Source organism: Microbacterium sp. BK668 (assembly GCF_004362195.1).
Taxonomy (GTDB): Bacteria; Actinomycetota; Actinomycetes; order Actinomycetales; family Microbacteriaceae; genus Microbacterium.
In genome coordinates, this window is record NZ_SNWG01000001.1 from 112,038 (window position 1) to 136,627 (window position 24,590).

Sequence of the window (24,590 nt, forward strand, 5' to 3'; positions counted from 1 at the left end):
TGTGTGGTGAGTCAGTCGGTCGCGGAGCGTCAGATCTCGTCGATCGACGACGACTCGAACCGCGTGGAGATGTTGATGCCGAGCTCCTCCGCCGCGCGGAAGGCGTCGTCATCCGTGTCGCGGAGGTTGACCGCCGTGCCGTCCGCCGAGAGGACCTCGACGTTCAGGCAGAGCGACTGCATCTCCTTCATGAGCACCTTGAACGACTCGGGGATGCCGGGCTCCTGGATGTTCTCGCCCTTGACGATCGCCTCGTAGACCTTCACACGGCCGAGGATGTCGTCGGACTTGATCGTGAGGAGCTCCTGGAGGGCGTACGCGGCGCCGTACGCCTCGAGCGCCCATACCTCCATCTCACCGAAGCGCTGGCCACCGAACTGCGCCTTACCACCGAGCGGCTGCTGGGTGATCATCGAGTAGGGGCCAGTCGACCGTGCGTGGATCTTGTCGTCGACCAGGTGGTGCAGCTTCAGGATGTACATGTAGCCGACCGAGATGGGCGCGGGGAACGGCTCGCCGGAGCGGCCGTCGAAGAGCTGCGTCTTGCCGGACGAGTCGATGAGGCGGACGCCGTCGCGGGTGGGCAGGGTCGAGTCCAGCAGACCCGCGATCTCGTCCTCGAACGCGCCATCGAACACCGGGGTCGCGACCTTCGTGCCGGCGGGAGCCTCGAAGGCCTGCTGCGGCAGCTGGGCGGCCCACTCGGGGGTGCCCTCGACCTTCCAGCCCTGCTTGGCGATCCAGCCGAGGTGGAGCTCGAGCACCTGGCCGAAGTTCATTCGTCCGGGGATGCCGAGGGGGTTGAGGATCACGTCGACGGGCGTGCCGTCCGCGAGGAACGGCATGTCCTCGACGGGGAGGATCTTCGCGATGACGCCCTTGTTGCCGTGACGGCCCGCGAGCTTGTCGCCCTCGGTGATCTTGCGCTTCTGGGCGATGTAAACGACGACCCGGCGGTTGACGCCCGAGCCGAGCTCGTCGTCTCCGTCCTCGGCGTTGAACTCCTTGACCGCGATGATCGTGCCGGCTTCACCGTGGGGGACCTTCAGCGACGTGTCGCGCACCTCGCGGCTCTTCTCGTTGAAGATCGCGCGGAGCAGGCGCTCCTCGGCGGACAGCTCGGTCTCGCCCTTGGGCGTGACCTTGCCGACGAGGATGTCGCCGGGGCGCACCTCGGCGCCGATGCGGATGATGCCGCGCTCGTCGAGGTCCTTCAGGAGGTCGGGGCTCACGTTCGGCAGGTCGCGCGTGATCTCCTCCTTGCCGAGCTTCGTGTCACGGGCGTCCACCTCGTACTCCTCGATGTGGATCGAGGAGAGGGTGTCGTCCTTCACGAGGTTCTGGCTGAGGATGATCGCATCCTCGAAGTTGTGACCCTCCCACGTCATGAACGCGACGAGGAGGTTCTTGCCGAGGGCCAGCTCTCCGTTCTCGGTCGCGGGACCGTCGGCGATGACCTCGCCGGCCTCGACGCGGTCGCCGGCCGAGACCACGACGCGCTGGTTGTACGACGTGCCCTGGTTCGAGCGGTCGAACTTGCGCAGGAAGTAGTCCTGGGTCCCGCCCTCGTCCAGCTGCACCGTGACGACGTCGGCCGAGACCTCGACGACGACGCCCGGACGCTCGGCGGTGACGACGTCACCGGCGTCGATGGCCGCGAAGCCCTCCATGCCGGTGCCGACCACGGGCGACTCGGAACGCAGGAGCGGCACGGCCTGACGCTGCATGTTCGCACCCATGAGGGCGCGGTTGGCGTCGTCGTGCTCGAGGAACGGGATGAGCGACGTCGCGACCGACACCATCTGGCGGGGCGAGACATCCATGTAGCCGATCTCCTCCGCGTGGAAGAGGTCGACCTCGCCGCCCTGGCCGCGGCGGGCGAGCACGCGGTCGTTGGCGAACGTGCCGTCGGCCTTCAGCTCGACCCCGGCCTGGGCGACGATGAAGTCGCTCTCCTCGCTGGCCGTGAGGTAGTCGATCTGGTCGGTGACGCGGCCGCCGACGACACGGCGGTACGGCGTCTCGATGAAGCCGAACGCGTTGATGCGCGCGAACGATGCGAGCGAGCCGATGAGACCGATGTTCGGGCCTTCCGGCGTCTCGATCGGGCACATGCGGCCGTAGTGCGACGGGTGGACGTCACGGACCTCGACGCCGGCGCGCTCACGCGAGAGGCCGCCGGGGCCGAGCGCCGAGAGGCGGCGCTTGTGGGTCAGGCCCGCCAGGGGGTTGTTCTGATCCATGAACTGGGACAGCTGCGACGTTCCGAAGAACTCCTTGATCGCGGCGACGACGGGGCGCACGTTGATCAGGGTCTGCGGCGTGATCGCCTCGATGTCCTGCGTCGTCATGCGCTCGCGGACGACGCGCTCCATGCGCGACAGGCCCGTGCGGACCTGGTTCTGGATGAGCTCGCCGACGGCGCGGATGCGGCGGTTGCCGAAGTTGTCGATGTCGTCGACGTCGAGGCGGATCTCCGCCGGCTGGCCGTTGCGGATGCCGTCGAAGACGGTGTCGCCGCGGTGCAGGCGCACGAGGTACTTGATCGTCGCGACGATGTCGTCGACCGTCAGGACCGAGTCCGAGAGCGGGCGGTCGAGACCGAGCTTCTGGTTGATCTTGTACCGGCCGACCTTCGCGAGGTCGTAGCGCTTCGGGTTGAAGTAGAAGTTGTCCAGGAGCGCGCGGGCGGCCTCGGCGGCGACCTGCTCGCCCGGACGGAGCTTCCGGTAGATGTCGCGGAGCGCGTCCTCCTTGGTGAGGATGGTGTCCTTCGACAGCGTCTCCTCGATCGACTCGAAGCCGGCGAACTCGTTGAGGATGTCCTCGCTCGACAGACCCAGGGCCTTGAGGAAGACGGTCACCGACTGCTTGCGCTTGCGGTCGATGCGCACGCCGACCTGGTCGCGCTTGTCGATCTCGAACTCGAGCCAGGCGCCGCGGCTGGGGATGACGCGGGCCGACACGATGTCCTTGTCCGACGTCTTGTCGGGGGTGCGGTCGAAGTAGACGCCGGGAGAGCGGACGAGCTGCGACACGACGACGCGCTCGGTGCCGTTGATGATGAACGTGCCCTTGTCGGTCTGGAGCGGGAAGTCGCCCATGAAGACCGTCTGGGTCTTGATCTCACCGGTCTGGTGGTTCATGAACTCGGCCTCGACGTAGAGCGGGGCGGCGTAGGTCTTGCCGCGCTCCTTGCACTCCTCGATGGAGTACTTCTCGGGCTCGAGGTAGGGGTTGGTGAACGAGAGCTGCATCGTCTCGCTCAGGTCTTCGATCGGCGAGATCTCCTCGAAGATCTCCTCCAGACCGCTGATCTCGGGCACGTCGGTGCGGCCGGCGGCCTGCGCCTCGGCGACGCGCGCCTTCCACGCCTCGTTGCCGACGAGCCAGTCGAAGGACTCGGTCTGCAGGGCGAGAAGGTCGGGGACCGTCAGCGTGTCGGAGATCTTGGCGAACGAGAGGCGGGAAGCTCCGCGGCCGTTCTTGGGGGTGGTGGTGGATGCGTTGGGCGCAGCAGCCAAGGGAATTCCTCCGTGGGCCCGGGAGGGCCCGTTTCCTTGTCGTCAGGGTGGAGTGCTCGTCAGTCCCCGAAGCCTGCATGTCGCGCACCGCGATGAAGCGGGGGCACGCAGGCGCAGCCGACCACCATATGAGGGCAGGGGGAATCCAAGAGCGCAACTACCAACTATACGTCGTTCGACGCGCCATGTCCAGCGCGATTCTTGACGAGGGCCGGATGCTGCGGTATAACCCGCGAACGAGACGCGGAACGCGGCCTCCGAAGACGGAAACAGGATGCCGGTGCATGACATTCCGGCCCCGTCAGGGCCATGATGTGGTCATGACTGGGGGCCATCGCCCCGCGATCCGCACGCCCGACCAGCGGATCCGGGTCTTCGTCAGCTCGACCCTGCGCGAGCTCGCCGACGAACGCGCCGCCGCACGCGCCGCGATCGAGCGCATGCGCCTGGCCCCCGTCATGTTCGAACTCGGCGCCCGCCCCCACCCGCCCCGCGAGCTCTACCGCTCCTACCTCGACCAATCCGACGTCTTCGTCGGCATCTACTGGGAGAGCTACGGCTGGGTCGCCCCCGACGAGCAGATCTCCGGCCTGGAAGACGAGTACGACCTCGCCCCCGCCAGCATGCCGAAACTCATCTACATCAAGGCATCCGAGAACCGCGAACCACGCCTGAAACAGCTCATCGCCCGCATCCAGAAAGACGACCACGCCGCCTACCTCCCCTTCCACACCGCCGAAGAACTCCAAGAACGCATCGCCGACGACCTCGCCACCCTCCTCGCCGAACGCTTCGACGCGGCGAAGCACGAGACGCCGGACGACGACGCGCTGCTCGGCAAGGTCCCCGTGCCCTACTCCTCGACGATCGGGCGGGAGGAGGACCTCCGCCGCGTGCGGGAGCTCCTCGTCAAGGGCGGCGACCGGGTGGTGACCCTCGTCGGCCCCGGCGGCATCGGAAAGAGCCGCCTCTCGATCGAGGTCGCCCGCGCGAGCGCCGACATCTTCCGCGATGGCGTCTTCTTCGTGCTTCTGGAGAACGTGCACGAGCCCGGGCTCCTGCTCTCGACCATCGCGTACTCCCTGGGCGTGCGGGACACCGGCGCCGTGGATCTGGAGGACCGCATCGCCCGCGCGCTCGAGGGCCGCCGCGTGCTCATCGTGCTCGACAACTTCGAGCAGATCGTCGACGCCGCTCCCGTCCTCGTCCGCCTCTACACCGCGGCGCCGCTGGCGACCTTCCTCGTCACGAGCCGGGTCGTCCTGCGCATCCGGGGCGAGCAGGTGTACGAGGTGGAGGCGCTGTCCGCGCCGGCGGCCTCGGAGCCCGCGACGATGCACCGGGCGCAGCGCTCCTCCGCCGTCGCCCTCTTCGTCGACCGGGCGCAGGCGGTGCGACCCGACTTCGTGCTGACGAACGACAATGTGGCGGCCGTCGTCAGCATCTGCCGGCGGCTGGAGGGGCTCCCCCTGGCGATCGAGCTCGCCGCCGCCAAGATCCGCGCGCTCAACGCCGCCGCGATCGACCAGCGACTCCAGCAGAGCCTTCCGATGCTCGCCGCCACATCGCGCGACCTGCCCGAGCGGCACCGCACGATGCGCGCCGCGATCGACTGGAGCGTGAGCCTTCTCCCGGCCGTCCAGCGGCACCTCCTCGAAGACCTCGGCGTGTTCGCCACCCGCTTCACACTCGACGCCGTCGAGGCCGTCAGCGCCGGGCGCTCGTGGGAGGCGGACGTTCTCGACGCCCTCGGCGGCGTGGTCGACGCGTCGCTGGTCAAGCAGGTCGACGTCGGCGGTCGCTCGACCTTCTCGCTTCTGGCCATCGTCCGCGAGTACGCGATCGGCCGGCTCGAGGAGCGCGGCCAGGCCGACGCGATGCGACGCGCCCACGCCGACTACTACAGCGAGCTCGTGCGGCGGATCTCACCCGATCTCCGCGGGCCGGCCCAGATCGGCACCGTTCATCTGCTGAGTCTCGAGCTGTCCAACCTCCGCGCCGCCGTCCGGCATCTCGTGTGGAGCGACCGGCTCGACGACGCCGGCGACTTCGCGTGGGACCTGTTCGTCTACTGGTGGATCTCGGGCTTCTTCAGCGAGGTGCGCCTGTGGATGCTGGAACTCCTCGGGAAGCAGCATCCGATCTCCACCCGGACCCGCGCCATCGCGGTCTTCTTCACCGTCTGGGGCGAGATGTGGCGCCGCCCGTCGGAGGAGGTCATCGAGCGGCTGGGCGAGTCGGTGCGACTGTTCCGGGAGAGCGGTGACGAGGATGCCGCGGCCATGGCGCTGGGCGCGCGCGGCTCCACGCGGATGCGCTTCCCCGACCTCGACATGCCCGCCGCACAGGCCGAGGTCGCACAGGCGCGGGAGGTCTTCCACCGACTCGGCAACTGGTGGCTCGAAGCGCTCACCGATGTCGCCCTGGGACTCCTCGCGATGGCCCGCGGCGAGTTCCCCGCGTCTCTCGAGCACTTCGAGCGGGCGAGGGCGACGGGCGAGCGCGGGAACGACGCGTTCACGCAGGTCGTCGCCGGCAACAACGTCGCCCGGGTGCGCCTGATCGCCGGCGACATCGACGGCGCCGTCGCCGTCTACCGCACGACGCTCGAGCTCGCCGCGCTGCTGCACTACGACGAGGGAGCGCAGTACGCCCTCGAGGGCATGAGCGCCGTCGCCGCGCTGCGCGGCGACGCGTGGCAGGCGGGCGCCCTCTCCGCCGTCGCGGCCGCGATCCGCCAGCGCGTCGGCCAGTACGACGTCGAGGGCTTCGCCGCCCACCGCGAGCCGCTCGCGGCGGTGCGCGCGTTCCAGCCGGAGGCCGTCGCCGCCGGCGAGCAGGCCGGCGACGACATGAGCGTCGCCGAGGCGTATGCGCTGGCCCTGCCCGACGCCGGTCCCGCCGTCCAGCGCGCGCTCGCCCAGTGGTGAACGCGCGACACGCGCCCATTCCCCCGCGGAGGCGTGGCGTCCGCCGCCGTCACGCGGGATGATGTCGTCATGACTGGGGGCCATCGCCCCGCGATCCGCACGCCCGACCAGCGGATCCGGGTCTTCGTCAGCTCGACCCTGCGCGAGCTCGCCGACGAACGCGCCGCCGCACGCGCCGCGATCGAGCGCATGCGCCTGGCCCCCGTCATGTTCGAACTCGGCGCCCGCCCCCACCCGCCCCGCGAGCTCTACCGCTCCTACCTCGACCAATCCGACGTCTTCGTCGGCATCTACTGGGAGAGCTACGGCTGGGTCGCCCCCGACGAGCAGATCTCCGGCCTGGAAGACGAGTACGACCTCGCCCCCGCCAGCATGCCGAAACTCATCTACATCAAGGCATCCGAGAACCGCGAACCACGCCTGAAACAGCTCATCGCCCGCATCCAGAAAGACGACCACGCCGCCTACCTCCCCTTCCACACCGCCGAAGAACTCCAAGAACGCATCGCCGACGACCTCGCCACCCTCCTCGCCGAACGCTTCGACGAGTCCCGGGGCGGCGAGGCCGACGAGGCGCCCGACTCGGTCGGCCCCACGGTGGGGAAGGTGCCCGTGCCCTACACCGCGACGATCGGGCGCGAGCGCGACGTGCAGGCGGTGCGCTCGCTCCTCGCGGCGGATCACCGGGTCGTCAGCCTCATCGGCCCGGGCGGCATCGGCAAGAGCCGCCTCGCGATCGAGGCGGCCCTGAGCAGCCACGACCTCTTCCCCGACGGCACCTACTTCGTGCCTCTGGAGGGCGTCTTCGAGTCGAGCCTTCTGCTTACGACGATCGCCTACTTCCTCGGCATCCGCGACAACGGCGAGGCCGCGCTCGAAGAGCGCATCGCGCACGCCCTCGCGGGGCGGCGGGTGCTGGTCGTTCTCGACAACTTCGAGCAGATCGTGGATGCCGCGCCCTTCCTCGTGCGCCTCTACGACCTCGCCCCGCGCGCCACGTTCCTCGTCACGAGCCGGATCGTGCTGCGCATCCGCGGCGAGCAGGTCTACGACGTCGCGGCGCTCACGACACCCGACGACGCCCTGCCCGCGTCGCTCGAACGCGCGCGGCGCTCGAGCGCCTGCGCGCTCTTCGTCGATCGGGCCGAAGCAGCCAAGCCCGGGTTCGAGCTGACCGCCGAGAATGCGCAGGCGGTCGTCGACATCTGCCGCCGCCTGGAGGGGCTTCCGCTCGCGATCGAGCTGGCCGCCGCGAAGGTGCGCCTGCTTCCGCCGCAGGCCATCGCCGAGCGCCTCCAGCAGAGCCTCCCGCTCCTCACCGCCGCCGTGCGCGATCTGCCCGAGCGGCACCGGACGATGCGCGCCACGATCGACTGGAGCGTGAGCCTCCTCCCCCAGGAGCAGCGCGACCTCCTCGACGATCTCGGCGTGTTCGCACGGCGCTTCACACTCGACGCCGTCGAGGCGCTCGGCGCGGGCCGCAGCTGGGACGGCGGCGCGGTCGACGGGCTGGCCGCGCTCATCGACGGGTCGCTCGTGAAGTCGACCGAGATCGCGGGGCGATCGGTCTACTCGCTCCTGGCGATCGTCCGCGAGTACGCCCTCGGTCGCCTCAAGGAGCGCGGCGAGGCCGATCGCATGCGGGCAGCCCACGCCCACTACTACGGCACCGTGGTCCGCCGCCTGGCCCCGAGCCTCGGCGGCCGCGGCCAGGCCGACGCCGTCGCCGAGCTGGGGCTCGAGCTGCCCAACCTCCGCGCCGCCGTGCGTCACCTCGTCTACACCGACCGGCTCGACGACGCGGGCGACTTCGCGTGGCGCCTGCTCATCTACTGGTGGATCGCGGGCTTCTTCGGCGAGGTGCGGGTCTGGATGCTCGAGCTCCTCGAGAAGGAGCAGCCCATCACGCAGCACACCCGCGCCGTCGCCTGGTTCTTCGCGCTGTGGGGCGAGATGTGGCAGCGCCCGAGCGAGCAGGTCGTGGCTGGCCTCGGCGAGTGCGTCCGTCTCTTCGCCGAGAGCGGCGACGAGGATGCCTCGGCCATGGCGCTCGCCGCGCGTGCGACGGCGCGCATCCAGTTCTCCTCCGACGACACCGAGAAGGCCGAGGCGGAGCTGACCGAAGCCGTGGCGAAGCTCCACGAGCTGGGGAACAACTGGGCGGAGGCCATCACGCTCGTCTCACTCGCGCGGCTGGCGTGGGTGCGCGGCGACACCGACCTCGCACTGCGTCGCTTCGACGAAGCGGCCGGTGTGGCGCATGCGAGCGGGGACATCTTCACGAGCTCGGTCGCGGGCAATCTCAGGGCCCGGCTGAACTTCCTCCGCGGCGAGATCGCCGACGCCGAGGCGGAGTTCGTCGAGACGCTCCACCTCTCGCTGCGGCTCCACTACGACGAAGGCGTCGCGTACGGTCTCGAGGGGGTGTGCGCCATCGCGGCGGCGAAGGGCGACGCCTGGCGAGCGGGAGCGCTCGCGCAGGCGGCCGAGTCGATCCGCCACCGGATCGGCGTCTTCGACGCGGAGGCCTTCACGGTGCACACGCCCTATCTCGAGGCGCTCCGCGAGAGCGACCCCGCGGGCGTCGCCGCGGGAGAGCGCGAAGGCGAGGACATGGGCCTCGCCGAGGCCGTGTGCCTGGCTCTGCCGGAGGCGGAGCGGTCCGGCGTCGACGCCATCCTGCAGCACTGGTAGCGGCCGTGCTCAGATCGGGCGGGCGTGCCGGAACCGCACGCGCGTGCCGGGCCGTGCCTGCGCGACGGCGTCGAGCGAGACATCCGTCGCCACGGCGATGACGGGGTATCCGCCCGTCACCGGGCCGTCGGCGAGGAGGATCGTCGGCCGGCCCGACGGCGGCACCTGGAGCGCGCCGGGCACCATCCCCTCGCTGGGAAGCTCGCCGTCCCGGGTGCGGCTCAAGACGGGACCGTCGAGTCGGACGCCGACCCGATCGGCGTCGTTCGTGACGGTCCAGACGGCTTCGAAGAGCTCGCGGTGCGCGGATGCCGCGAACCAGTCGGCGCGGGGGCCCGCCGCGAGCGCGACCTCCAGCAGCTCGTCCGCGGGCGCACCCCACGGCGCGATGACCGGGGCCGGAATGCCGGCGGATGCCGACTCACCCGCTCCGATCCGCTGCCCCGCGCGCAGGGGGTCGGGGCCCAGACCGGCGAGCAGGTCGGATGCGTGCGAGCCCAGCACGACGGCGCCGTCCAGCCCGCCGCGCACGGCGAGGTAGGCCCGCGCGCCGTGCGCGAACCAGTCGAGGTGGAGCTCCGCGCCAGTCGGCCAGGCGTGGGCCTCGTACGGGTCGAGCTCGTTCCCGTCGAGGCGGATCGGTCCCCACGCGCCCGCGACCGCGAACCAGAGGTCGCGCTCCGCGGCGGCGCGGAACCCGCCCATCGTGACCTCGATGCCGGCCGCGCCCTCGTCGTTGCCGACCAGGCGATTGGCGGTGCGCAGGGCCCCGCGATCCAGCGCGCCGGACGGGGCGACGCCGAGGGCGGCGGCGCCGGTGCGACCCAGGTCCTGCAGGGTCGCCAGGAGTCCGGGCTCCACGATCCGGATGCCGGGTCGCCGGTCCTCGTCGGTTCGAGGTCGTCCCCTCTTCCCGCTGCGCTCGTTCGGGGACCGGAGAACGCTGGACTCCGCCGTCGGCCCGCTCCCCGGGAAGGGCGAGGAGCGACGAGAGGAGGAGGCCAACCCGGACGCGCCGGCCACCTCGGAAGCGGCCGGGCGGAAGCGCACGCGCGTGCCGGGCGCGAGGAGCGCCGGGGACGCGGCATCCGGATCGAACAGGGGCGCCGACGTCGTCCCCAGGAGCCTCCAGCCGCCGGGTGTCTCGCGGGGATAGGCGCCGGAGAAGCCGCCCGCCACGCCGATCGAGCCGGCCGGCACGCGCGTGCGCGGGTTCGCCAGTCGCGGCACGTCGTACGGCCAGTCCGGGCTCACGAGATAGCCGAAGCCCGGCGCGAAGCCCGTGAAGGCGACGGTCCACTCCGCGCCTGAGTGCCGGCGGACGAGCTCCTCGGCCGACATCCGCAGAAGCCCCGCGGTCTCGTCGAGATCCGGTCCGTCGTACACGGCGTCGATCTCGACCAGAGCCGCGTCGGCGGGGGCGGCGGCCGCGGCATCCGCCGACGCGATCGTCCGATCCAGCCAGGACCGCGCGGCGGCGAGCGGGAGGACGCGGGGGTCGACCCGCACGAGCACCGTCCGGGCGGCGGGCACGAGGTCGGCGACCCCCTCGGGACGGGATGCCTCGAGCTGCCGGCGCAGCGTCAGCACGTCGTCGAGGGAAGCGACCTCGACGAGGATCGCCCGGTCGCCCATGGGCAGCAGACGCCCGCGGGAGCCTCCGTTCACCACGGCGGCCGCACAGCGATGCCGTCGCCGTCGAGCGCGGAGCGGACGGCTTCGGCCATCGCGACCGCGGCGGGCGAGTCGCCGTGCACGCACAGCGACGCCGCATCGGCTCGGAGCTCGGATCCGTCCACGGCGTCGACGACACCGTCCCGGGCGAGCCGCACGGCGCGCGCGGCGACGAGGGCGGGGGCGGCGAGGAGCGCGCCGGGCTCGCCCCGCGGCACGAGGGTTCCGTCGGGCCGGTAGCCGCGGTCGAGGAAGGCCTCGCGCACGAACGGCAGGCCGTGCGCCTCCGCCGCCGCGACGATCTCCCCGTGGAGGCCGAGGACGGGGAGGGGCCGCCCCAGTGCGCCGGAGAGCTGGGCGATCGCCGCCGCGACGGCGTCGGCCTCGCCGCGGTCGGACGCGACGGCGTGGTAGAGCGCTCCGTGCGGCTTGACGTAGCGGACGTCGGCGCCGGCCGCGACCAGTGCGGCGACCTGGCCGACGATCGCGGCGCGCAGGTCCACCGGGTCGAGGGCGATGCGCACCCGGCCGAATCCGGCGCGGTCGGGATAGGAGGGGTGCGCGCCGACTGCCACACCGAACCGGGAGGCCCGCTCGACGGCGGTGCGCATCGACACGGCGTCGCCCGCGTGACCCCCGCACGCGACGCTGGCGCTCGAGACGACGGCGAACATCGCCTCGTCGTCGGCCGTCGGCACGCCGTCGACGGTCTCACCGAGGTCCGCGTTGAGGTCGATCGACGCCATGTTTCCACGCTACTGCGACCGGTTCCGCCGGGCGCTCCTGCACAACTCCGGAAGATCGCGCGCCCGCTGCCGGTGTTGACCTCGACATGCCCCTCGTCCGCGCGGATCGAAGGAGTTATGCGGCACCGCTCGACCCTGCCGATAGCGTGGAGGCATGGCCAGGGCGCGACGGGAACCCAGCGACGACCCGCAGACCCGCCTCTCGGACGGCACCCTCGCGCGCATCGTCGTGTCGGGGTTCACGACGGGGTACGAGCTCATCGTCGACGGCACGCCGCAGTCGCACGTCGACCTCGACGACCCGACCCACCTCCACTTCGAGTACGTCGCGCGGATGGGCGCCGTGATCGACCGCCTGCGGATGCCGGGTCAGCCCCTCACCGCCGTGCATCTGGGCGCGGGGGCCCTGACCATTCCGCGGTACGTCGAAGCGACCCGACCGGGGTCGCGGCAGCAGGTCCTCGAGATCGAGCCGGCGCTCGTGGAGCTCGTGCGCGAGCATCTTCCGCTGCCGAAGGGCGCTGCGATCCGGATCCGCGTCGGCGATGCCCGGGAGGGGCTCGCGCGGCTGCCCGCGGCGCTCGTCGGCGCGGTGGACCTGCTCGTGTCGGACGTGTACTCGGGCGCGCAGACCCCCGCGCACCTCACGACGCACGAGTTCTACACCGCCGCCGCGCGCCTGCTCGCGCCCGACGGCGTGCTGCTGGTCAACGTGGCCGACGGCTCGGGCCTGATGTTCGCCCGCCGCCAGGTCGCGACGGTCCGCGCCGTGCTCCCCCATGTCGTGGTGCTCGCCGAAGTGCAGACGCTGAAGGGGCGCCGGTTCGGGAACCTGGTCATCGCGGCCTCCCCCGCGCCGCTGCCGACCGAGTGGCTCCCGCGCCTCATGGCGGCGGGTCCGCACCCGGCCAAGGTCGCGCAGGGGGCGGAGCTGGACGAGTTCGTGCGGGCCGCCCGTCCGGCGACCGACGCCGACGCGACTCCGTCTCCGAAGCCCGCGGCATCCGTCTTCGAGCGCTGATTCCGAAGCCGCGGCGGAACCTCCCGGCGTGCCGGGCCGGTGCGACCGGAACCGCGAGGCACACTGGGACAGCGCGCCGGTGACAGCGGAGAGGAGTCGACGGTGAGCTTCATCCACGGGTACGACCCCGACACGCTTCGCGAGAAGATCGACCCCCGACAGTGCAAGGAGCGGCTCGACGAGATCGGCGAGCAGCGCAGCCTGCCCGCCCTCCTCGAGCGGGTCTGGCTGCTCAAGGTGCTCGACCGCCTCGACGACGCACTCGTGCTGTCGGAGCAGTCGGTGCGGCTGGCCCGCATGGCCGGAACGCGCAAGGATCTGCTGCGCGCGCGCATCCTGCACGCCTCGGTCCTGCAGTTCCGCGGCGCCTATGCGGCGGCCGACCACGAGCTCACGACGTGCGCCGCGGAGGCCGAAGGCCAGGGCTGGAGCGCCATCGCGGCGTTCGCCTATCAGCATCGCGGCAAGACGCACTACGAGGCGGGCGACTACGAGTCGGCGCGGCGCGACTTCAAGCGCGCGCTCTTCCTGCGCCAGGAGTCCGGCGCCTCGGACGACCAGCTCGAGTCGACGCTGCTCGCCGTCGATGCGGCCGATCGCCGGCGGGCGCGCGTCGCCAGCTGACTGTCGCACCTCCGTCCTAGTCTTCTCCGCATGTCGGAACTGCATCGCGTGCGCCGGTGGGCCGAGGCGCTTCTGGCGACCCACCTCGACGACTCCTGGTCGTTCGCGTTCGACAACGCCAAGCGCCGCGCCGGGCTGTGCGACTACACCCGCAAGCGCATCTCCGTCTCCCGCTACCTCGCGGCGCGCTACGACGACGACACCAATCATCAGACGCTGCTGCACGAGGTCGCGCATGCTCTCGCCGGTCCGGATGCCGCTCACGGCCCGCGCTGGAAGGCCGTCGCCCGCGAGCTCGGCTACGTCGGCGGTGTGACGCACTCGGGCGAGACCGCGACCGACCTCGCGCCGTGGGTCGGGGTGTGCCCCTCGGGGCACACCGCCTACCGCCATCGTCGCCCGGCTCGCGCCACCTCGTGCGTCGCCTGCGCACCGCGCTTCGACCAGCGCTTCCTCTTCACGTGGACCCGGCGCGTGATCACGCCGGCCACGCGCCTGGCGGCGATGACGCCCCGCGACTAGAGGTCTCCTCGGCGACTGGGCGCGTTTCGTCTCGCTTCGCTCGCTCAACGACCGGGCGCCGCGTTCCGGTCGTTGAGCGGAGGCGCGCAGCGCCGCAGACGAAACGCCCGGGACCACCGGATACAGCCGCTCGACGCCCGGGACCCCCGGATACAGCCGCTCGACGGCTACGGCGTCCCGGCGGCGAACGCCTCGAAGGCCCCGCCGCGGAGCACCGGCACGACGCTCGAAGCGTCCACCGCTGCCGCGGCGTGAACCTCGTCCACCCGGTCGGCGAGCTCGCGGCCGGATCCGCTGGCGGTCAGCAGGTGCCGCATCGCGCCGCGAAGCGGCCGGAACGCCTCGGCGGCGGCGGCGGCCTCGGGCGAGGAGTGGTCGATGCCGCGATCGGCGAGCGCCGCGATGATCGCGCCGGCGCCGAAGAGGTCCTCGACGGCGAACCGGAGCCGAGCCCCCCGCTCTCTCGAGGTGAGCTCTCCGGCGGCGACGACGGCGACGCTCGTGCGCTCGCCGCGCCGCTCCTGCTCCGCGAGCACGGCGCCCGCGACGGCGGCGGCGTTGCGCAGGCCACCCATCAGGACGAGACCCGACGCCGCCTCGGCCACCGCGACGCCGTTGATCGAGACCGCTCGGGACGCGGCATCCATCACGACCGTCTCGCCACGCTCGACGGCCTGGATCACGCTCGAGGAGAAGCGGAGCACGTCCACGACGACCACGATGTCGGCCGGGGCGAGGCGGGCGAGGCCGTCGGTGCCCCACTCGAACCGCACCTGGTACGGGGACTGCGCGAACGGATGCTGCGGCGACGACACCCCGACAGCCTAGGCGGGGCTCCGCAAGCCCCCGAGCAGCGCAGGATCCGGTGCGAGACTGAGCCCATGCGCGTTCTCCTCAAGCTCGTGATCGACTGCGATGCGGATGCCGCGTGGCGAGCCGTGCACTCGCCCCGCGCCGTCGCGGAGCTGTACGGCCCGGTGATGGATCTCGACCCGCTCGTGCCGCACGGCCTTCCGACGTCATGGTCGCCGGGAGACGATGTGCCCGTGCAGCTGAGCGCCCTCGGATTCCTGCCGATGGGCCGCCAGCTCATCCACATGAGCGAACGCGTCACCCGCGATGAGCACGGCGAGGTGCGGATCTTCCGCGACAGCGGGATCCCGCTGACCGGTCCGCTCGCGAGTCTGGACGTCTGGGACCACCAGATGGCGATCTCCGCCGCGCCGGGCGACCCCTCCAAGACGCTGTGGCGGGACCGCCTCGTCATCGGGGGCCCGACGGCTCCGGCCCTCTGGCCCGTCCTGTGGTCGGTGTGGCAGTGGCGGGCGGCCCGGATCCGCGCCCTCGCACCGAGCTGGGCACACGACCCGGAACCGGACGAGCCCCTCGCGGCCTGACGCTCCGCGGTCGCGAGCTGCCGGGCCGATGTGGCGATCCTGTCCTCGCGTCGCGCGGTCGTGCGGCAACGGGCGGCCTACACGAACGGCACGGTGCACGCGCGCGATGACGCCGGCGTGAGGAGGGATGCCGCAGCGAAGCCGGGCCGCGGCATCCCTCCCCTGCTCGGCGCCCCCCGAACGGGCACCGAGCCTCCCCCGTCACTCCGCGAGAGCCTCGACGGGAGCGACGCGGGTCGCCAGCCGTGTCGGGACGACCGCGGCGATCAGGGTGAGCAGTGCCGTCGCCGCGACGACGGCGACGATCGGCCAGAAGGGCACGGCGGGCGCGACGAGATTCATCGTCCGCGGCGTTACCGGATCGATCGGGACCGAGCCGAGCAGCGACTGCGCGCCGGCCCAGCCGTAGGCGGTTCCGAGCACGAGGCCCGTACCGAGCGCGGCGATCGTGATGTGCGCCGCCTCGAGCAGCACGACGCGGCGCACCTGCGTGTTTGAGAGCCCGAGCGCGCGCAGCAGTCCGAGCTCGCGACGGCGCTGAACGACGCCGAGGGTCAGGAGGTTGACCAGGCCCACGCCGGCGATGACCGCCGACACGGCGACGAGCGCCATCATGACCGCCCCGAACGAGTCGATCACGGTCGACATCTCCCCAGGCAGCTCCCCGCCCGCCGAAACCGTGAGCACCGCCTTCACCGTCTCGAGGGCGACGGCGAACATCGTGACGAGCGTCACGCCCATCACCACGCCGATCGCCATGCGACTGGAGCGCTCGGGGTAGCGGAGGGCGTTCTCGGCGGCGAGCCGCGCCGGCGCAGACCCGCCGAGCGCGCGCCCGACCAGCCGCAGCACCGGTGGCATGACGAGCGTAGCTCCGAGCGCGAGACCGGTGAACGACAGGATGCCGCCGACGAACGCGACGACCACGCCGAGCGGGGTGACGAGGCCGGCGAGGATCCCCAGCGCGAGCAGCCCGCCGCCGATCGCGAACAGCACGACGGCGGCGACGTTGCGTGCGCTCCGCCGCGCGACCGTCTCGCGAGAGGCCTCGACCGAGCCCCCAAGGGCCTGAAGGGGCGTCACCGTCAGCACCCGGCGGGAACCGGCCCACGCTGCCGCCCACGTCGTCAGCGCGACGATCGCCGCCGGAAGCAGGAGCACGCCCTGCACGATCGGGTAGGACACACCGTCCAGCCCGAGCAGCCCGATCATGAGCTGCACCCCGCCCGCGGCGAGCGCCGTGCCGGCCAGGAGGCCGAGCATCGCGCCCACCGCGCCGACGATCAGCCCCTGGCGTGCGATCTCGGCACGCTGGGCCCGCGCCGACGCGCCGATGAGCCGCAGCAGCGCGATCTGACGCGTGCGCCCGGCGACCACCGTGGAGAAGGTGTTCGCCGTCACGATCGCCGCCACGTACACGGCCACCCCGACGAGCAGGGTAGTGAGGAAGCTCAGCACGAACGCGAGCGTGCCGCTGTCGCCGAGATACGGATCCGCGCGCAGCATCGCGCCGATGAACCCCGTCGCCGAGATGAGCACGACGCCGAAGGCGCTCGAGAGCGCGGCGACGAGGATGCTCGCGCCCATCCCGCGTTCGCGGAGCCACGCGAGGGGGACGGATGCCTCGGCACGCGGCATCCGCTCCTCTACCGCCAGCGCGGTCATGCCGGCACCTCGGCGCCCTCGCCGACGGCCGCGACGGTGGAGCCGGCCGGAGCCTGCGCCGCCGTCGCGATCGGGACCGCCGACGTGGCCGGAGCCGACGCGGCCGGAGCCGACGCGAGCTCGGCGGCGAACATGTAGGCCGAGATCTGCTCCGCGCTCTGGCGCGGCTTGTCGGCCGTGATGCGTCCGTCGCCGAGGAACAGGACCCGGTCGGCGTGGCCGGCGGCGATGGGGTCATGCGTGACCATGGCGATGGACTGGCCGTGCTCGCGGCTGGCGGTCTGCAGCAGCGCGAGCACCTCGCGTCCGGTGCGGGAGTCGAGGTTGCCCGTCGGCTCGTCGGCGAAGACGAGGTCGGGCGCGGTGGCCAGCGCCCGCGCGATCGCGACCCGCTGCTGCTGGCCGCCGGAGAGCTGGTGCGGGCGATGACGCAGCCGGGATCGGAGGCCCAGCGTATCGATGAGGCCGTCGATGCGGGCACGCTCGTGAGCGGACGGGCGCCGCCCGTCGAGGTCGAACGGAAGGAGGATGTTGCCCAGCGCGTCGAGCGTCGGCACGAGGTTGAAGGCCTGGAAGACGAAGCCGACGCGGCGCCGGCGGAGGATCGTGAGCTCGAGGTCGCCGAGACCCGTGATCTCGGTGTCACCGATCCACGAGCGACCGCGGGTCGGGGCATCCAGGCCCGCCATGATGTGCATGAGCGTGGACTTGCCCGAACCGGAGGGGCCCATGATCGCCGTGAACTCCCCGCGGCGGATGCCGACGCTCACGCCGTCCAGCGCGGTGACCCCGCCTTCTCCGGATCCGTACGTCTTGGTGAGCTGGTGGACCCGGGCCGCGAGACCCAGATCGGTCGATGAGATGTGCATGCTCCGACGCTAGGAACCGGACTCGCGGCGCCGCGTCGGCCGGAAGGGGCATCCGGATCCGTCTCGAGGATGATCCTCGTGCGCGGCCGCGCCCGGAGAGACAAGGGGACGACCCCAGACCCGCGGAGATCCGGTCCCCGAGCGAGCGCAGCGAGACGAGGGGACGACCCCGCACCCGCGGAGATCCGGTCCCCGAGCGAGCGCAGCGAGACGAGGGGACGAGCCCGGACCCGCGACGGCCGTCAGGCCAGGCCGTGCTCGAAGGCGAAGACCACGAGCTGCACCCGGTCGCGCAGGCCGAGTTTGGTCAGGATGCGGCTGATGTGCGTCTTCACCGTCGCCTCCGACAGGAACTCGCGCGCCGCGATCTCGGCGTTCGACAGGCCGCGCGCGGCGAGCGCGAAGATCTCACGCTCGCGCTCGGTCAGGTCGCGGTAGCCCGGGGGGATAGGCCGAGGCGCGGCATCCGTGAAGTGCGCGAAGAGGTCACGGGTGGCGGATGCCGCGATCACGGCCGACCCGGCATGCACGGTGCGGATCGCCGCGAGCAGGAACTCGGGGTCGGCGTCCTTGAGAAGGAAGCCGCTCGCCCCCTGCCGGATGGCGCGAGCGGCGGCTTCATCGAGGTCGAACGTCGTGAGCATCACGATCCGCGGCGGCTCGTCGTCGCGGAGCAGCTCCGCCGTCGCTGCGAGCCCGTCGAGGACCGGCATCCGGATGTCCATCAGCACGACGTCCGGCCTCGTGGCCCGCACGACGCCGAGCGCCTCGCGCCCGTCCGACGCCTCGCCGACCACCTCGAGATCCGGCTGCGAATCCACCAGCATCCGGATCCCCGCCCGGAAGAGCGCCTGGTCGTCGACGAGCGCGACGCGGATCACCGCCCGACCCCGATCGGCAGGCTCGCCCGCACCACGAACACCGCGTCGACGGCCTCCGCGGTGAGCGTGCCGCCGGCGAGCTGAGCGCGCTCGCGCATTCCGATGACGCCGTTACCCGCGCGGGACGCGGCATCCGTCGACACCCCGTTGCGCACGAGCAGATCGACGCGCTCGGCCGGCCACGCCAGGCGCACCTCGACGACCCCGCCGTCGCCGTGGCGCAGGGCGTTCGTCAGGGCTTCCTGCAGGATGCGGTACACGGCCAGCTGCACGGCCGCCGGCGGATCCCCAGGCGGTGCGGGATCGACGTCGACCCGCAGCTCGATGCCCGCCGCGCGCACCTGCGCGTAGAGCTCCTCGAGATCGGCGAGCGTCGGCTGGGGCCCGTCACCCTGGCTGTGCCGGAGCTGCGACAGGAGCAGCCGCACGTCGGCGAGCGCCGACCGGGCGGTGGACGAGATCGTTCCGAGGGCTGCCGTCGCCATCGAGGGATCGGATGCCGCGGCATACCGCGCCCCGTCGGCCTGTGCGATGACGACGGCGAGCGAGTGCGCGACCACATCGTGCATGTCGCGCGCGATGCGCACGCGCTCCTGCTCGGCGTAGGTCTCGTCTTCCGCCCGGCGCTGCGCCTCGCGGTTCTCCCGGGCACGGAGGGCGGTGCGCACGAGGGCGCCGACCGTCCAGGCCAGCAGGAGCGCGAAGGTCGCCGCGATGAGCACGGCGGCCGCGGTCGTGATCGTCGACCAGTCGAGGCCCACCACGGCGACAGGCCCGGCGAAGAGGTAGAGGGTGATCACACCGGCGCCGACGATCGTCGATGAGAAGCCGAGCCAGAACACCACGCGCGAGCCGTAGGCCGCGGTCGCGTAGAGCACCGCGAAGATCGCGAGGTCCGCGAAGCCGGGGCTCCGACCGAAGCTCATCTGCACGATCGCCCCCAGCCAGGCGAGCCCGAGCGACAGGCCCGGCGAGAGCCGGCGGACGGCGAGGGCACCGGCGAAGATCACGACGACGAGCGTCGCGCCGAGCGCGTTGGCATCGACCGCTCGCCCGAGGCCCAGCTCGATCGGCGCGGCGACCGCGGCGAACAGTCCTGCCAGAACGACGTCGACCACGATCTGGTAGGGCAGCAGGCGGCGGAACATCGACTTCACGCTACGGGAGGTCGGATGCCGCGGCATCCGACCTGCGATGTATCCGCCTCCTCCGCGCGAGTGACGCGACGGCTCAGTCCGCTCGTGCGGCGGACGCCGGGGCGTAGACCCGCACGGCGTCGGGGACGATGCGACAGCGCAGACGATAGCCCTGCGGCGTCTCCTCCTCGAGCTCTCCGTCGTGGACGTAGACGGATGCCGAACCCTCGGACGTGCGCACCGAGAGGTCGAGCTCCGGCACGACGAGCCGCTCGACGTCGGACTCCGGGGGCATCAGGCGCACGGCGCGCAGGAGGGCGGTCGTCTTGCGGCCGAAGGCGAGTGATGCCACGGCTCGGAGGCGTGACCCGCGGGCGTGGTGGATGCGCACGTCCAGGAGATCGTCGTGGATCGTCTGCCGCTGCATCATGGCGACCCGCTCGGGTGCGTTGCGGCCGACGCTGATGAAGACCGACCACACCTTGGCGTGCCTGCCCTCGCGGCCGATGACGACGGGCGCTGCGTCGTGCAGTGCGCGCCAGGTCGCCGCCACCCCGCCCAGCCACTTGCCCATGTCGTCCATGCGGTCCTCGCGCTCGGCGATGACCTGCGGGTACGTCCCGACGGAGATCGCGTTGAGCACCGTGACAGGCTCTCCGTCGCCGGCCGACACCTCCGCCGCGGTCACCGTCGTCCCCTCCCCGGCGACGAGGGCGTCGATCGCGGTGCCGACGTCGTCGATCCCGACGGCGCGCGCGAAGTGGTTGAACGTCCCGCCCGGGAGCACGAGGAGGGGCAGGTCGTGCCGTCTGGCGAGATGCGCCATGCGCGAGACGGATCCGTCACCGCCCAGCACGGCGAGCACGGACGGCGGATCGTCGCCTGCGAGCGCCCTCGCCACGGCGTCCTTCAGCAGCTCGCCCTCGGCGAGCTCGTGCACCCTCGCGTCGGGCAGCCGCTCGGTGATGACGTCCGCCGGATCCCGGCGGATGACGTCGCGCCCCGAGCGCAGGTTGCGCACGATGAGCACCCCCGCACCCGTGGGGCGCGGTTCGAGCGGAATCCCCGGCGTCTGCATGTCGCGAGGCTAGCCGGACAGGACCGTGTCAGGTGTCCCCTTGCGCAGGAACGATCGGGCGGTTCTCGTAGAACGTCTGCAGGACGACGGTCGTGCGGGTGTTCACCGACGCTGCCAGGCGGATGTCGCGGATCAGCGTCTCGAGATCGCGCGGCGACGGAACCCGCACGAAGAGCATGTAGCTCGCGTCGCCTGCGATGGAGTGGCACGCCTCGATGGCGGCCAGGTGCTCGAGGAGCTCCGGGGCGTTGTCGGGCTGCGCCGGATCGAGGGGCGTGATCTCGATGAAGGCGGCGAGCGGGCGGCCCACCGCCTCCGGATCGAGAACGGCTCGGTAGCCGGCGATGACTCCCCGCGCCTCGAGGCGGCGAAGACGGGCCTGCACCGCCGACACCGAGAGACCCACGGCCCTGGAGATGTCTGCGAGGGTGGCCCGGGCATCTCGAGACACCTCGCGGATGATGCTCGAGTCGACGGGGTCCTCCACCCTCGACGGCGCTGGTGCGGCCGCCGGCTCGTCAGTGCTCATGTGCGGGAGAGTACTCGGTTTCGTTCGACCTGGAAGCCATCCTGGCGTGGGTCGTCCGCGCCGGAAGAATTCCGTAGAATCGTCGTGTCACCCGTCCGCGGATCACTTGATCGGAGGTTTCCATGTCCATCAGCCACATGCACGAAGGTGCGGTGAAGGCGATCGTCGGCGAGCCCGAGGTCGTGGAGGACGCCTCTGGATCGGCCGCGACCGCGTCGGGCGTGGAGACGAGCGCCGCGTGGCACCGGCTGAAGGATGCCGCGACGACGCTCCAGACGATGCAGGCCCAGGACGGATCGGTGCCGGATCCGGCCGACCACGCCGAGGCCCGGGTGTGCGTGGAGGTCATCGCGGCGGCGATCCTCGAGCTCGCCCCGGAGTTCCCGCACGACGCCGAGTACCTCGCGGCTTCGCGCCGTGACTTCGAGCGCTGGGCGGACGGCGGATTCGGCATCCCCGACTTCTTGGACTCGCTCGTGGCATTCCAGCCCCAGAAGCACCGGATCGACGGCATCCGCCACCTCGTGGTGTTCCCCATGTACACGCAGAACGGTTCCCGCAACCGCTTCGTGGAGGCGGTGATCGTCGAGGTGATCTGGCCCGAGTTCATCGCGGAGCTCGAAGCGGGCGACTACGGCAACAAGCTCTTCGTGTCGCTGCGCCTGGTCGACTTCACGCCCGGGTACGACACGAACTCCGCCGTGCTCTTCCCCGAGACCGTCACGATGCGCGAGATCCCCCCGTTCACGTGGGGAGCGATCTTCCAGGATCGCGAGGCGGCACGCTACCGCCGCGTCGTGCGCGCCGCCGCCGACATCACGAAGCTCGAGCTGCCCGCGGAGGCCGCGGCGATGCTCGACGACCAGGAGCTCGCGGAGCAGACGTTCGTGATGTGGGACATCATCCACGACCGCACCCACATGCGAGGCGATCTGCCGTTCGATCCCTTCATGATCAAGCAGCGGATGCCGTACTTCCTGTACTCGCTCGAAGAGCTGAGGTGCGATCTCACGGCGTTCCGCGAATGCGTCGCGATCACCGCGCGGCTTCGCGCACGCGTCGAGGACGGCGAGACGCTGAGCGCCACCGAGGGCGAGACCCTCAAGCACGCGGTGCTCGTGCAGTACGCCGTGATCTTCGACCGCATCTTCCGCTTCGCGATCACCGGGTCGAGGGTGCGCAACTACGACGGACTCGGCGGCCAGCTGCTCTTCGCGTGGCTGCATCAGCGGAACGTGCTGCACTGGACCGACACGTCGCTCGCGTTCGACTGGGCCGAGGTGCCGGCGGCGGTCGTCGCCCTCGGCGATGCGATCGACGAGCTGTACTGGCGCTCGATCGATCGCCCGAAGACGGCGCACTGGCTCGCGGCGTACGACCTCGTGCGCGGCACCTTGACGCCCCACCCTGCATCGGCGTGGGCGCGCGGCCTTTCCGACGAGGTGCTCGCCGGTGCGCCGAAGGGGTACACCGACGCAGTCCTCGACGACGAGTTCCCGCTGTCGATGTTCTACGAGGCGCTGGAGAAGAAGATGCGCCCCGTCATCGATTCGACGGCGGGGATCCGCGGCACCGACTGAGTCGTGGATGCCGCGTCCCGCCGGGCGCGGCATCCTGTCGGCCGTCGGGGTCCCGGCGCGGCCGGGCGGAGGGGATCCGAGGACGGGAGGACGCGCCGGAACGGAATCGTCCTCCGCTCGCGCGATGCCCTCCGCCGGGCGGTGGTTGCCGACCCGCGCCGGGCGGAGGGGATCCGAGGACGGGAGGACGCGCCGGAACGGAATCGTCCTCCGCTCGCGCGATGCCTCGGCGGCTCAGCGGCGGGGGGATTCCGGAGCCGACACCGGCGAATCCGCGAGGGATGCCTCCGCGGCGCCCGCAGCACCGGCAACGGCAGGGTCGCCGGGGGTCGTGGCGGCCGGGTCGCCGGTCTCCCCCGTCTCGTACTCCCTTGAGAGGGTGCGATACGAGCGGGTCGTGAAAGCCAGCAGCGCGACCACGACCATGAGGAGGCCCGCGACCAGGAACACCAGCGCGATCCCGCGCGCCTCCCCGTCGCCGAGGAGCCATCCCCACGTCTCCTGCCCCTCAGCGGAGTTCATGTACGGAATGATCCAGAACTGCGCGATCGGCGCGATGAGGAACGCGGTGATCGGAGCGGCCGCGGCTTCGAAGGCCTGCGCGAACCCGAACACGCGCCCCTGCGTCGCGTACGGCACGACGCGCTGGATCACGGTCTGCTCCGAGGCTTCGGCCACCGGGATGAGGCACATGTACAGCCAGATGCCCAGGGCGTACAACCACCACCACTCGCGAACGGTGAACAGCGCTCCGAGGAAGCCCATCACGATCGCCACCAGCAGCAGCGTGCGGATGGGGTTCCTGCCCAGGCCGAACTTCGCGACGAACGCCCCTCCGATGATGAAGCCCGTCGCCGTGACGCCGAGCACGACTCCCCACCACTCGACCGGGAAGAGCGTGAGGCCGTACGGGTCCATGAGCGCCATGTAGACGCCGCCGATGAGGTTGTTCAAGGTCGAGAAGATGATGAGCGCGAAGAGCCCCGACACCGCCGCGACTGCGCGGATGCTCCCCTTGAGGTCGATGAGGGGCATCTTCTCGCCCGACGCGGCCGGCTGCGCCTCGGGGATCCGGATGAAGAGGAGGTGGACGAGCGCGCCCGCCGTCAGCACGAGGGCGATGGCGAGGGTCCACCCCATCCCGAGCAGCCCGATCGCGAGTCCGCTGAAGATGCTCGTCACCATGAAGGCCATGCCCTGCACGGTGCCGACCAGGCCGTTGGCATTGGCGTGGCGCTCGACGGGGACGAGCAGCGTCACGGTCGTCGACAGCGCGATGCTGCGCAGGTTCTCCACGACGGCGCCCGCCAGGATGATGGCCGAGAAGATCCAGAACCACGGCTGGGCGAGGTCGACGAGCCTTTGCTCGCCGAGGGCGAGCCACAGCGCCCCGGCGAGAAGGAAGGCCGCGAGCGTGACGAAACCCGACAGCACCATCACGCGGTGCTTGCGGTGGCGGTCGACGACGGTGCCGAACAGCATCCCGAACAGCGCGATCAGGAGCATGTAGACGCCGCCGATGACGCCCGTCGCGAGCACCGACCGGGTCTCGAGGTACGCCCAGAAGGTGAGGGCGAACCACAGGAAGCTCGTCGTGATGTTCGCCACCGCGGTGTTGACGAGCACCTGCACGAAGACGCGCATGCCGCCGGGCGGGGCGAGAACCGTCTCGGTCGAGGCGGCCGCCGCACGGTTGTCAGAGGCCATGGGGCGAGGCTAA

Annotated in this window: 18 protein-coding genes; 7 read left to right on the forward strand and 11 right to left on the reverse strand. The window is 71.5% G+C overall.

Annotated elements, in window-relative coordinates:
* Window positions 1-29: 29 nt before the first annotated feature.
* Complete coding sequence (rpoB, locus tag EV279_RS00500) at window positions 30-3,524, reverse strand: DNA-directed RNA polymerase subunit beta (RefSeq protein WP_133540972.1); 3,495 nt, start codon at window positions 3,522-3,524, stop codon at window positions 30-32.
* 320 nt (window positions 3,525-3,844) lie between these two features.
* Here rpoB and EV279_RS00505 point away from each other — a divergent pair, with 320 nt between their 5' ends.
* Together EV279_RS00505 and EV279_RS00510 are read left to right on the forward strand one after the other, a co-directional pair.
* A complete protein-coding gene (locus EV279_RS00505; protein WP_166644405.1) occupies window positions 3,845-6,454 on the forward strand; it encodes a DUF4062 domain-containing protein in 2,610 nt (869 codons plus the stop codon).
* Window positions 6,455-6,523: 69 nt separating this feature from the next.
* Window positions 6,524-9,148 (forward strand): DUF4062 domain-containing protein, encoded by a 2,625-nt coding sequence (locus EV279_RS00510; RefSeq protein ID WP_133540976.1) that lies wholly within the window; start codon window positions 6,524-6,526, stop codon window positions 9,146-9,148.
* Window positions 9,149-9,157: 9 nt separating this feature from the next.
* On the opposite strand, the gene EV279_RS00515 is transcribed toward EV279_RS00510, so the two are convergent.
* Together EV279_RS00515 and EV279_RS00520 are read right to left on the reverse strand one after the other, a co-directional pair.
* Complete coding sequence (locus EV279_RS00515; protein ID WP_243728378.1) at window positions 9,158-10,819, reverse strand: urea amidolyase family protein; 1,662 nt, start codon at window positions 10,817-10,819, stop codon at window positions 9,158-9,160.
* Complete coding sequence (locus EV279_RS00520) at window positions 10,813-11,568, reverse strand: 5-oxoprolinase subunit PxpA (protein WP_133540978.1); 756 nt, start codon at window positions 11,566-11,568, stop codon at window positions 10,813-10,815. The genes EV279_RS00515 and EV279_RS00520 overlap by 7 nt, the downstream gene beginning before the upstream one ends.
* Before the next feature lie 154 nt (window positions 11,569-11,722).
* Here EV279_RS00520 and EV279_RS00525 point away from each other — a divergent pair, with 154 nt between their 5' ends.
* The 3 genes from EV279_RS00525 (at window position 11,723) to EV279_RS00535 (ending at window position 13,735) form a co-directional block, all read left to right on the forward strand.
* A complete protein-coding gene (locus tag EV279_RS00525; RefSeq protein ID WP_133540980.1) occupies window positions 11,723-12,589 on the forward strand; it encodes a fused MFS/spermidine synthase in 867 nt (288 codons plus the stop codon).
* A 102-nt stretch (window positions 12,590-12,691) separates the two neighbouring features.
* Window positions 12,692-13,213 carry a tetratricopeptide repeat protein gene (locus tag EV279_RS00530; RefSeq protein WP_133540982.1) on the forward strand — a complete coding sequence of 174 codons (522 nt, stop codon included), beginning with the start codon at window positions 12,692-12,694 and terminating at the stop codon, window positions 13,211-13,213.
* A gap of 30 nt (window positions 13,214-13,243) precedes the next feature.
* Complete coding sequence (locus tag EV279_RS00535; protein ID WP_133540984.1) at window positions 13,244-13,735, forward strand: SprT-like domain-containing protein; 492 nt, start codon at window positions 13,244-13,246, stop codon at window positions 13,733-13,735.
* 167 nt (window positions 13,736-13,902) lie between these two features.
* On the opposite strand, the gene EV279_RS00540 is transcribed toward EV279_RS00535, so the two are convergent.
* Entirely contained in the window at window positions 13,903-14,550 is a 648-nt protein-coding gene (locus EV279_RS00540) for a 2-phosphosulfolactate phosphatase (RefSeq protein ID WP_133540986.1), read from the reverse strand.
* A 66-nt stretch (window positions 14,551-14,616) separates the two neighbouring features.
* On the opposite strand from EV279_RS00540, the gene EV279_RS00545 reads away from it, so the two are divergent.
* Window positions 14,617-15,132, forward strand: coding sequence for a hypothetical protein (locus EV279_RS00545; RefSeq protein WP_133540988.1), 516 nt, complete (start codon window positions 14,617-14,619; stop codon window positions 15,130-15,132).
* 201 nt (window positions 15,133-15,333) lie between these two features.
* Here EV279_RS00545 and EV279_RS00550 read toward each other — a convergent pair whose 3' ends face one another.
* The 6 genes from EV279_RS00550 to EV279_RS00575 all read right to left on the reverse strand — a co-directional run bounded on the left by EV279_RS00550 (window position 15,334) and on the right by EV279_RS00575 (window position 21,248).
* The gene (locus tag EV279_RS00550) at window positions 15,334-16,797 is read right to left on the reverse strand and encodes an ABC transporter permease (protein ID WP_133540990.1); all 1,464 of its coding nucleotides are present in this window, start codon (window positions 16,795-16,797) and stop codon (window positions 15,334-15,336) included.
* Window positions 16,794-17,666 (reverse strand): ABC transporter ATP-binding protein, encoded by an 873-nt coding sequence (locus EV279_RS00555; protein ID WP_133540992.1) that lies wholly within the window; start codon window positions 17,664-17,666, stop codon window positions 16,794-16,796. The genes EV279_RS00550 and EV279_RS00555 overlap by 4 nt, the downstream gene beginning before the upstream one ends.
* Window positions 17,667-17,908: 242 nt before the next feature.
* Window positions 17,909-18,547 (reverse strand): response regulator transcription factor, encoded by a 639-nt coding sequence (locus tag EV279_RS00560; protein WP_133540994.1) that lies wholly within the window; start codon window positions 18,545-18,547, stop codon window positions 17,909-17,911.
* Window positions 18,544-19,695, reverse strand: a complete 1,152-nt coding sequence (locus tag EV279_RS00565; protein ID WP_133540996.1) for a histidine kinase — start codon at window positions 19,693-19,695, stop codon at window positions 18,544-18,546. The genes EV279_RS00560 and EV279_RS00565 overlap by 4 nt, the downstream gene beginning before the upstream one ends.
* An 82-nt stretch (window positions 19,696-19,777) precedes the next feature.
* Window positions 19,778-20,761 (reverse strand): diacylglycerol kinase family protein, encoded by a 984-nt coding sequence (locus EV279_RS00570; protein ID WP_133540998.1) that lies wholly within the window; start codon window positions 20,759-20,761, stop codon window positions 19,778-19,780.
* Between the two features lie 28 nt (window positions 20,762-20,789).
* Window positions 20,790-21,248: a winged helix-turn-helix transcriptional regulator gene (locus EV279_RS00575; RefSeq protein WP_279526923.1), complete on the reverse strand. Its 459-nt coding sequence runs from the start codon at window positions 21,246-21,248 to the stop codon at window positions 20,790-20,792.
* A 164-nt stretch (window positions 21,249-21,412) separates the two neighbouring features.
* Between EV279_RS00575 and EV279_RS00580 the strand changes: the two genes are divergently transcribed.
* The gene (locus EV279_RS00580; RefSeq protein WP_208109438.1) at window positions 21,413-22,870 is read left to right on the forward strand and encodes a DUF6421 family protein; all 1,458 of its coding nucleotides are present in this window, start codon (window positions 21,413-21,415) and stop codon (window positions 22,868-22,870) included.
* Window positions 22,871-23,104: 234 nt separating this feature from the next.
* Here the strand turns inward: EV279_RS00580 and EV279_RS00585 are convergent, their stop codons facing one another.
* The gene (locus EV279_RS00585; protein ID WP_133544456.1) at window positions 23,105-24,514 is read right to left on the reverse strand and encodes an MFS transporter; all 1,410 of its coding nucleotides are present in this window, start codon (window positions 24,512-24,514) and stop codon (window positions 23,105-23,107) included.
* Window positions 24,515-24,590: the final 76 nt, after the last annotated feature.

Bases quoted from the DNA above. Each gene is read 5' to 3' on its own strand.
- EV279_RS00585 (WP_133544456.1), bottom strand. From the start codon at position 24,514: ATGCGCGTCTTCGTGCAGGTGCTCGTCAACACCGCGGTGGCGAACATC.
- EV279_RS00525 (WP_133540980.1), top strand. From the start codon at position 11,723: ATGGCCAGGGCGCGACGGGAACCCAGCGACGACCCGCAGACCCGCCTC.
- EV279_RS00565 (WP_133540996.1), bottom strand. From the start codon at position 19,695: ATGTTCCGCCGCCTGCTGCCCTACCAGATCGTGGTCGACGTCGTTCTG.
- EV279_RS00505 (WP_166644405.1), top strand. From the start codon at position 3,845: ATGACTGGGGGCCATCGCCCCGCGATCCGCACGCCCGACCAGCGGATC.
- EV279_RS00545 (WP_133540988.1), top strand. From the start codon at position 14,617: ATGCGCGTTCTCCTCAAGCTCGTGATCGACTGCGATGCGGATGCCGCG.
- EV279_RS00570 (WP_133540998.1), bottom strand. From the start codon at position 20,761: ATGCAGACGCCGGGGATTCCGCTCGAACCGCGCCCCACGGGTGCGGGG.
- EV279_RS00535 (WP_133540984.1), top strand. From the start codon at position 13,244: ATGTCGGAACTGCATCGCGTGCGCCGGTGGGCCGAGGCGCTTCTGGCG.
- EV279_RS00550 (WP_133540990.1), bottom strand. From the start codon at position 16,797: ATGACCGCGCTGGCGGTAGAGGAGCGGATGCCGCGTGCCGAGGCATCC.
- EV279_RS00510 (WP_133540976.1), top strand. From the start codon at position 6,524: ATGACTGGGGGCCATCGCCCCGCGATCCGCACGCCCGACCAGCGGATC.
- EV279_RS00580 (WP_208109438.1), top strand. From the start codon at position 21,413: ATGTCCATCAGCCACATGCACGAAGGTGCGGTGAAGGCGATCGTCGGC.
- EV279_RS00520 (WP_133540978.1), bottom strand. From the start codon at position 11,568: ATGGCGTCGATCGACCTCAACGCGGACCTCGGTGAGACCGTCGACGGC.
- EV279_RS00555 (WP_133540992.1), bottom strand. From the start codon at position 17,666: ATGCACATCTCATCGACCGATCTGGGTCTCGCGGCCCGGGTCCACCAG.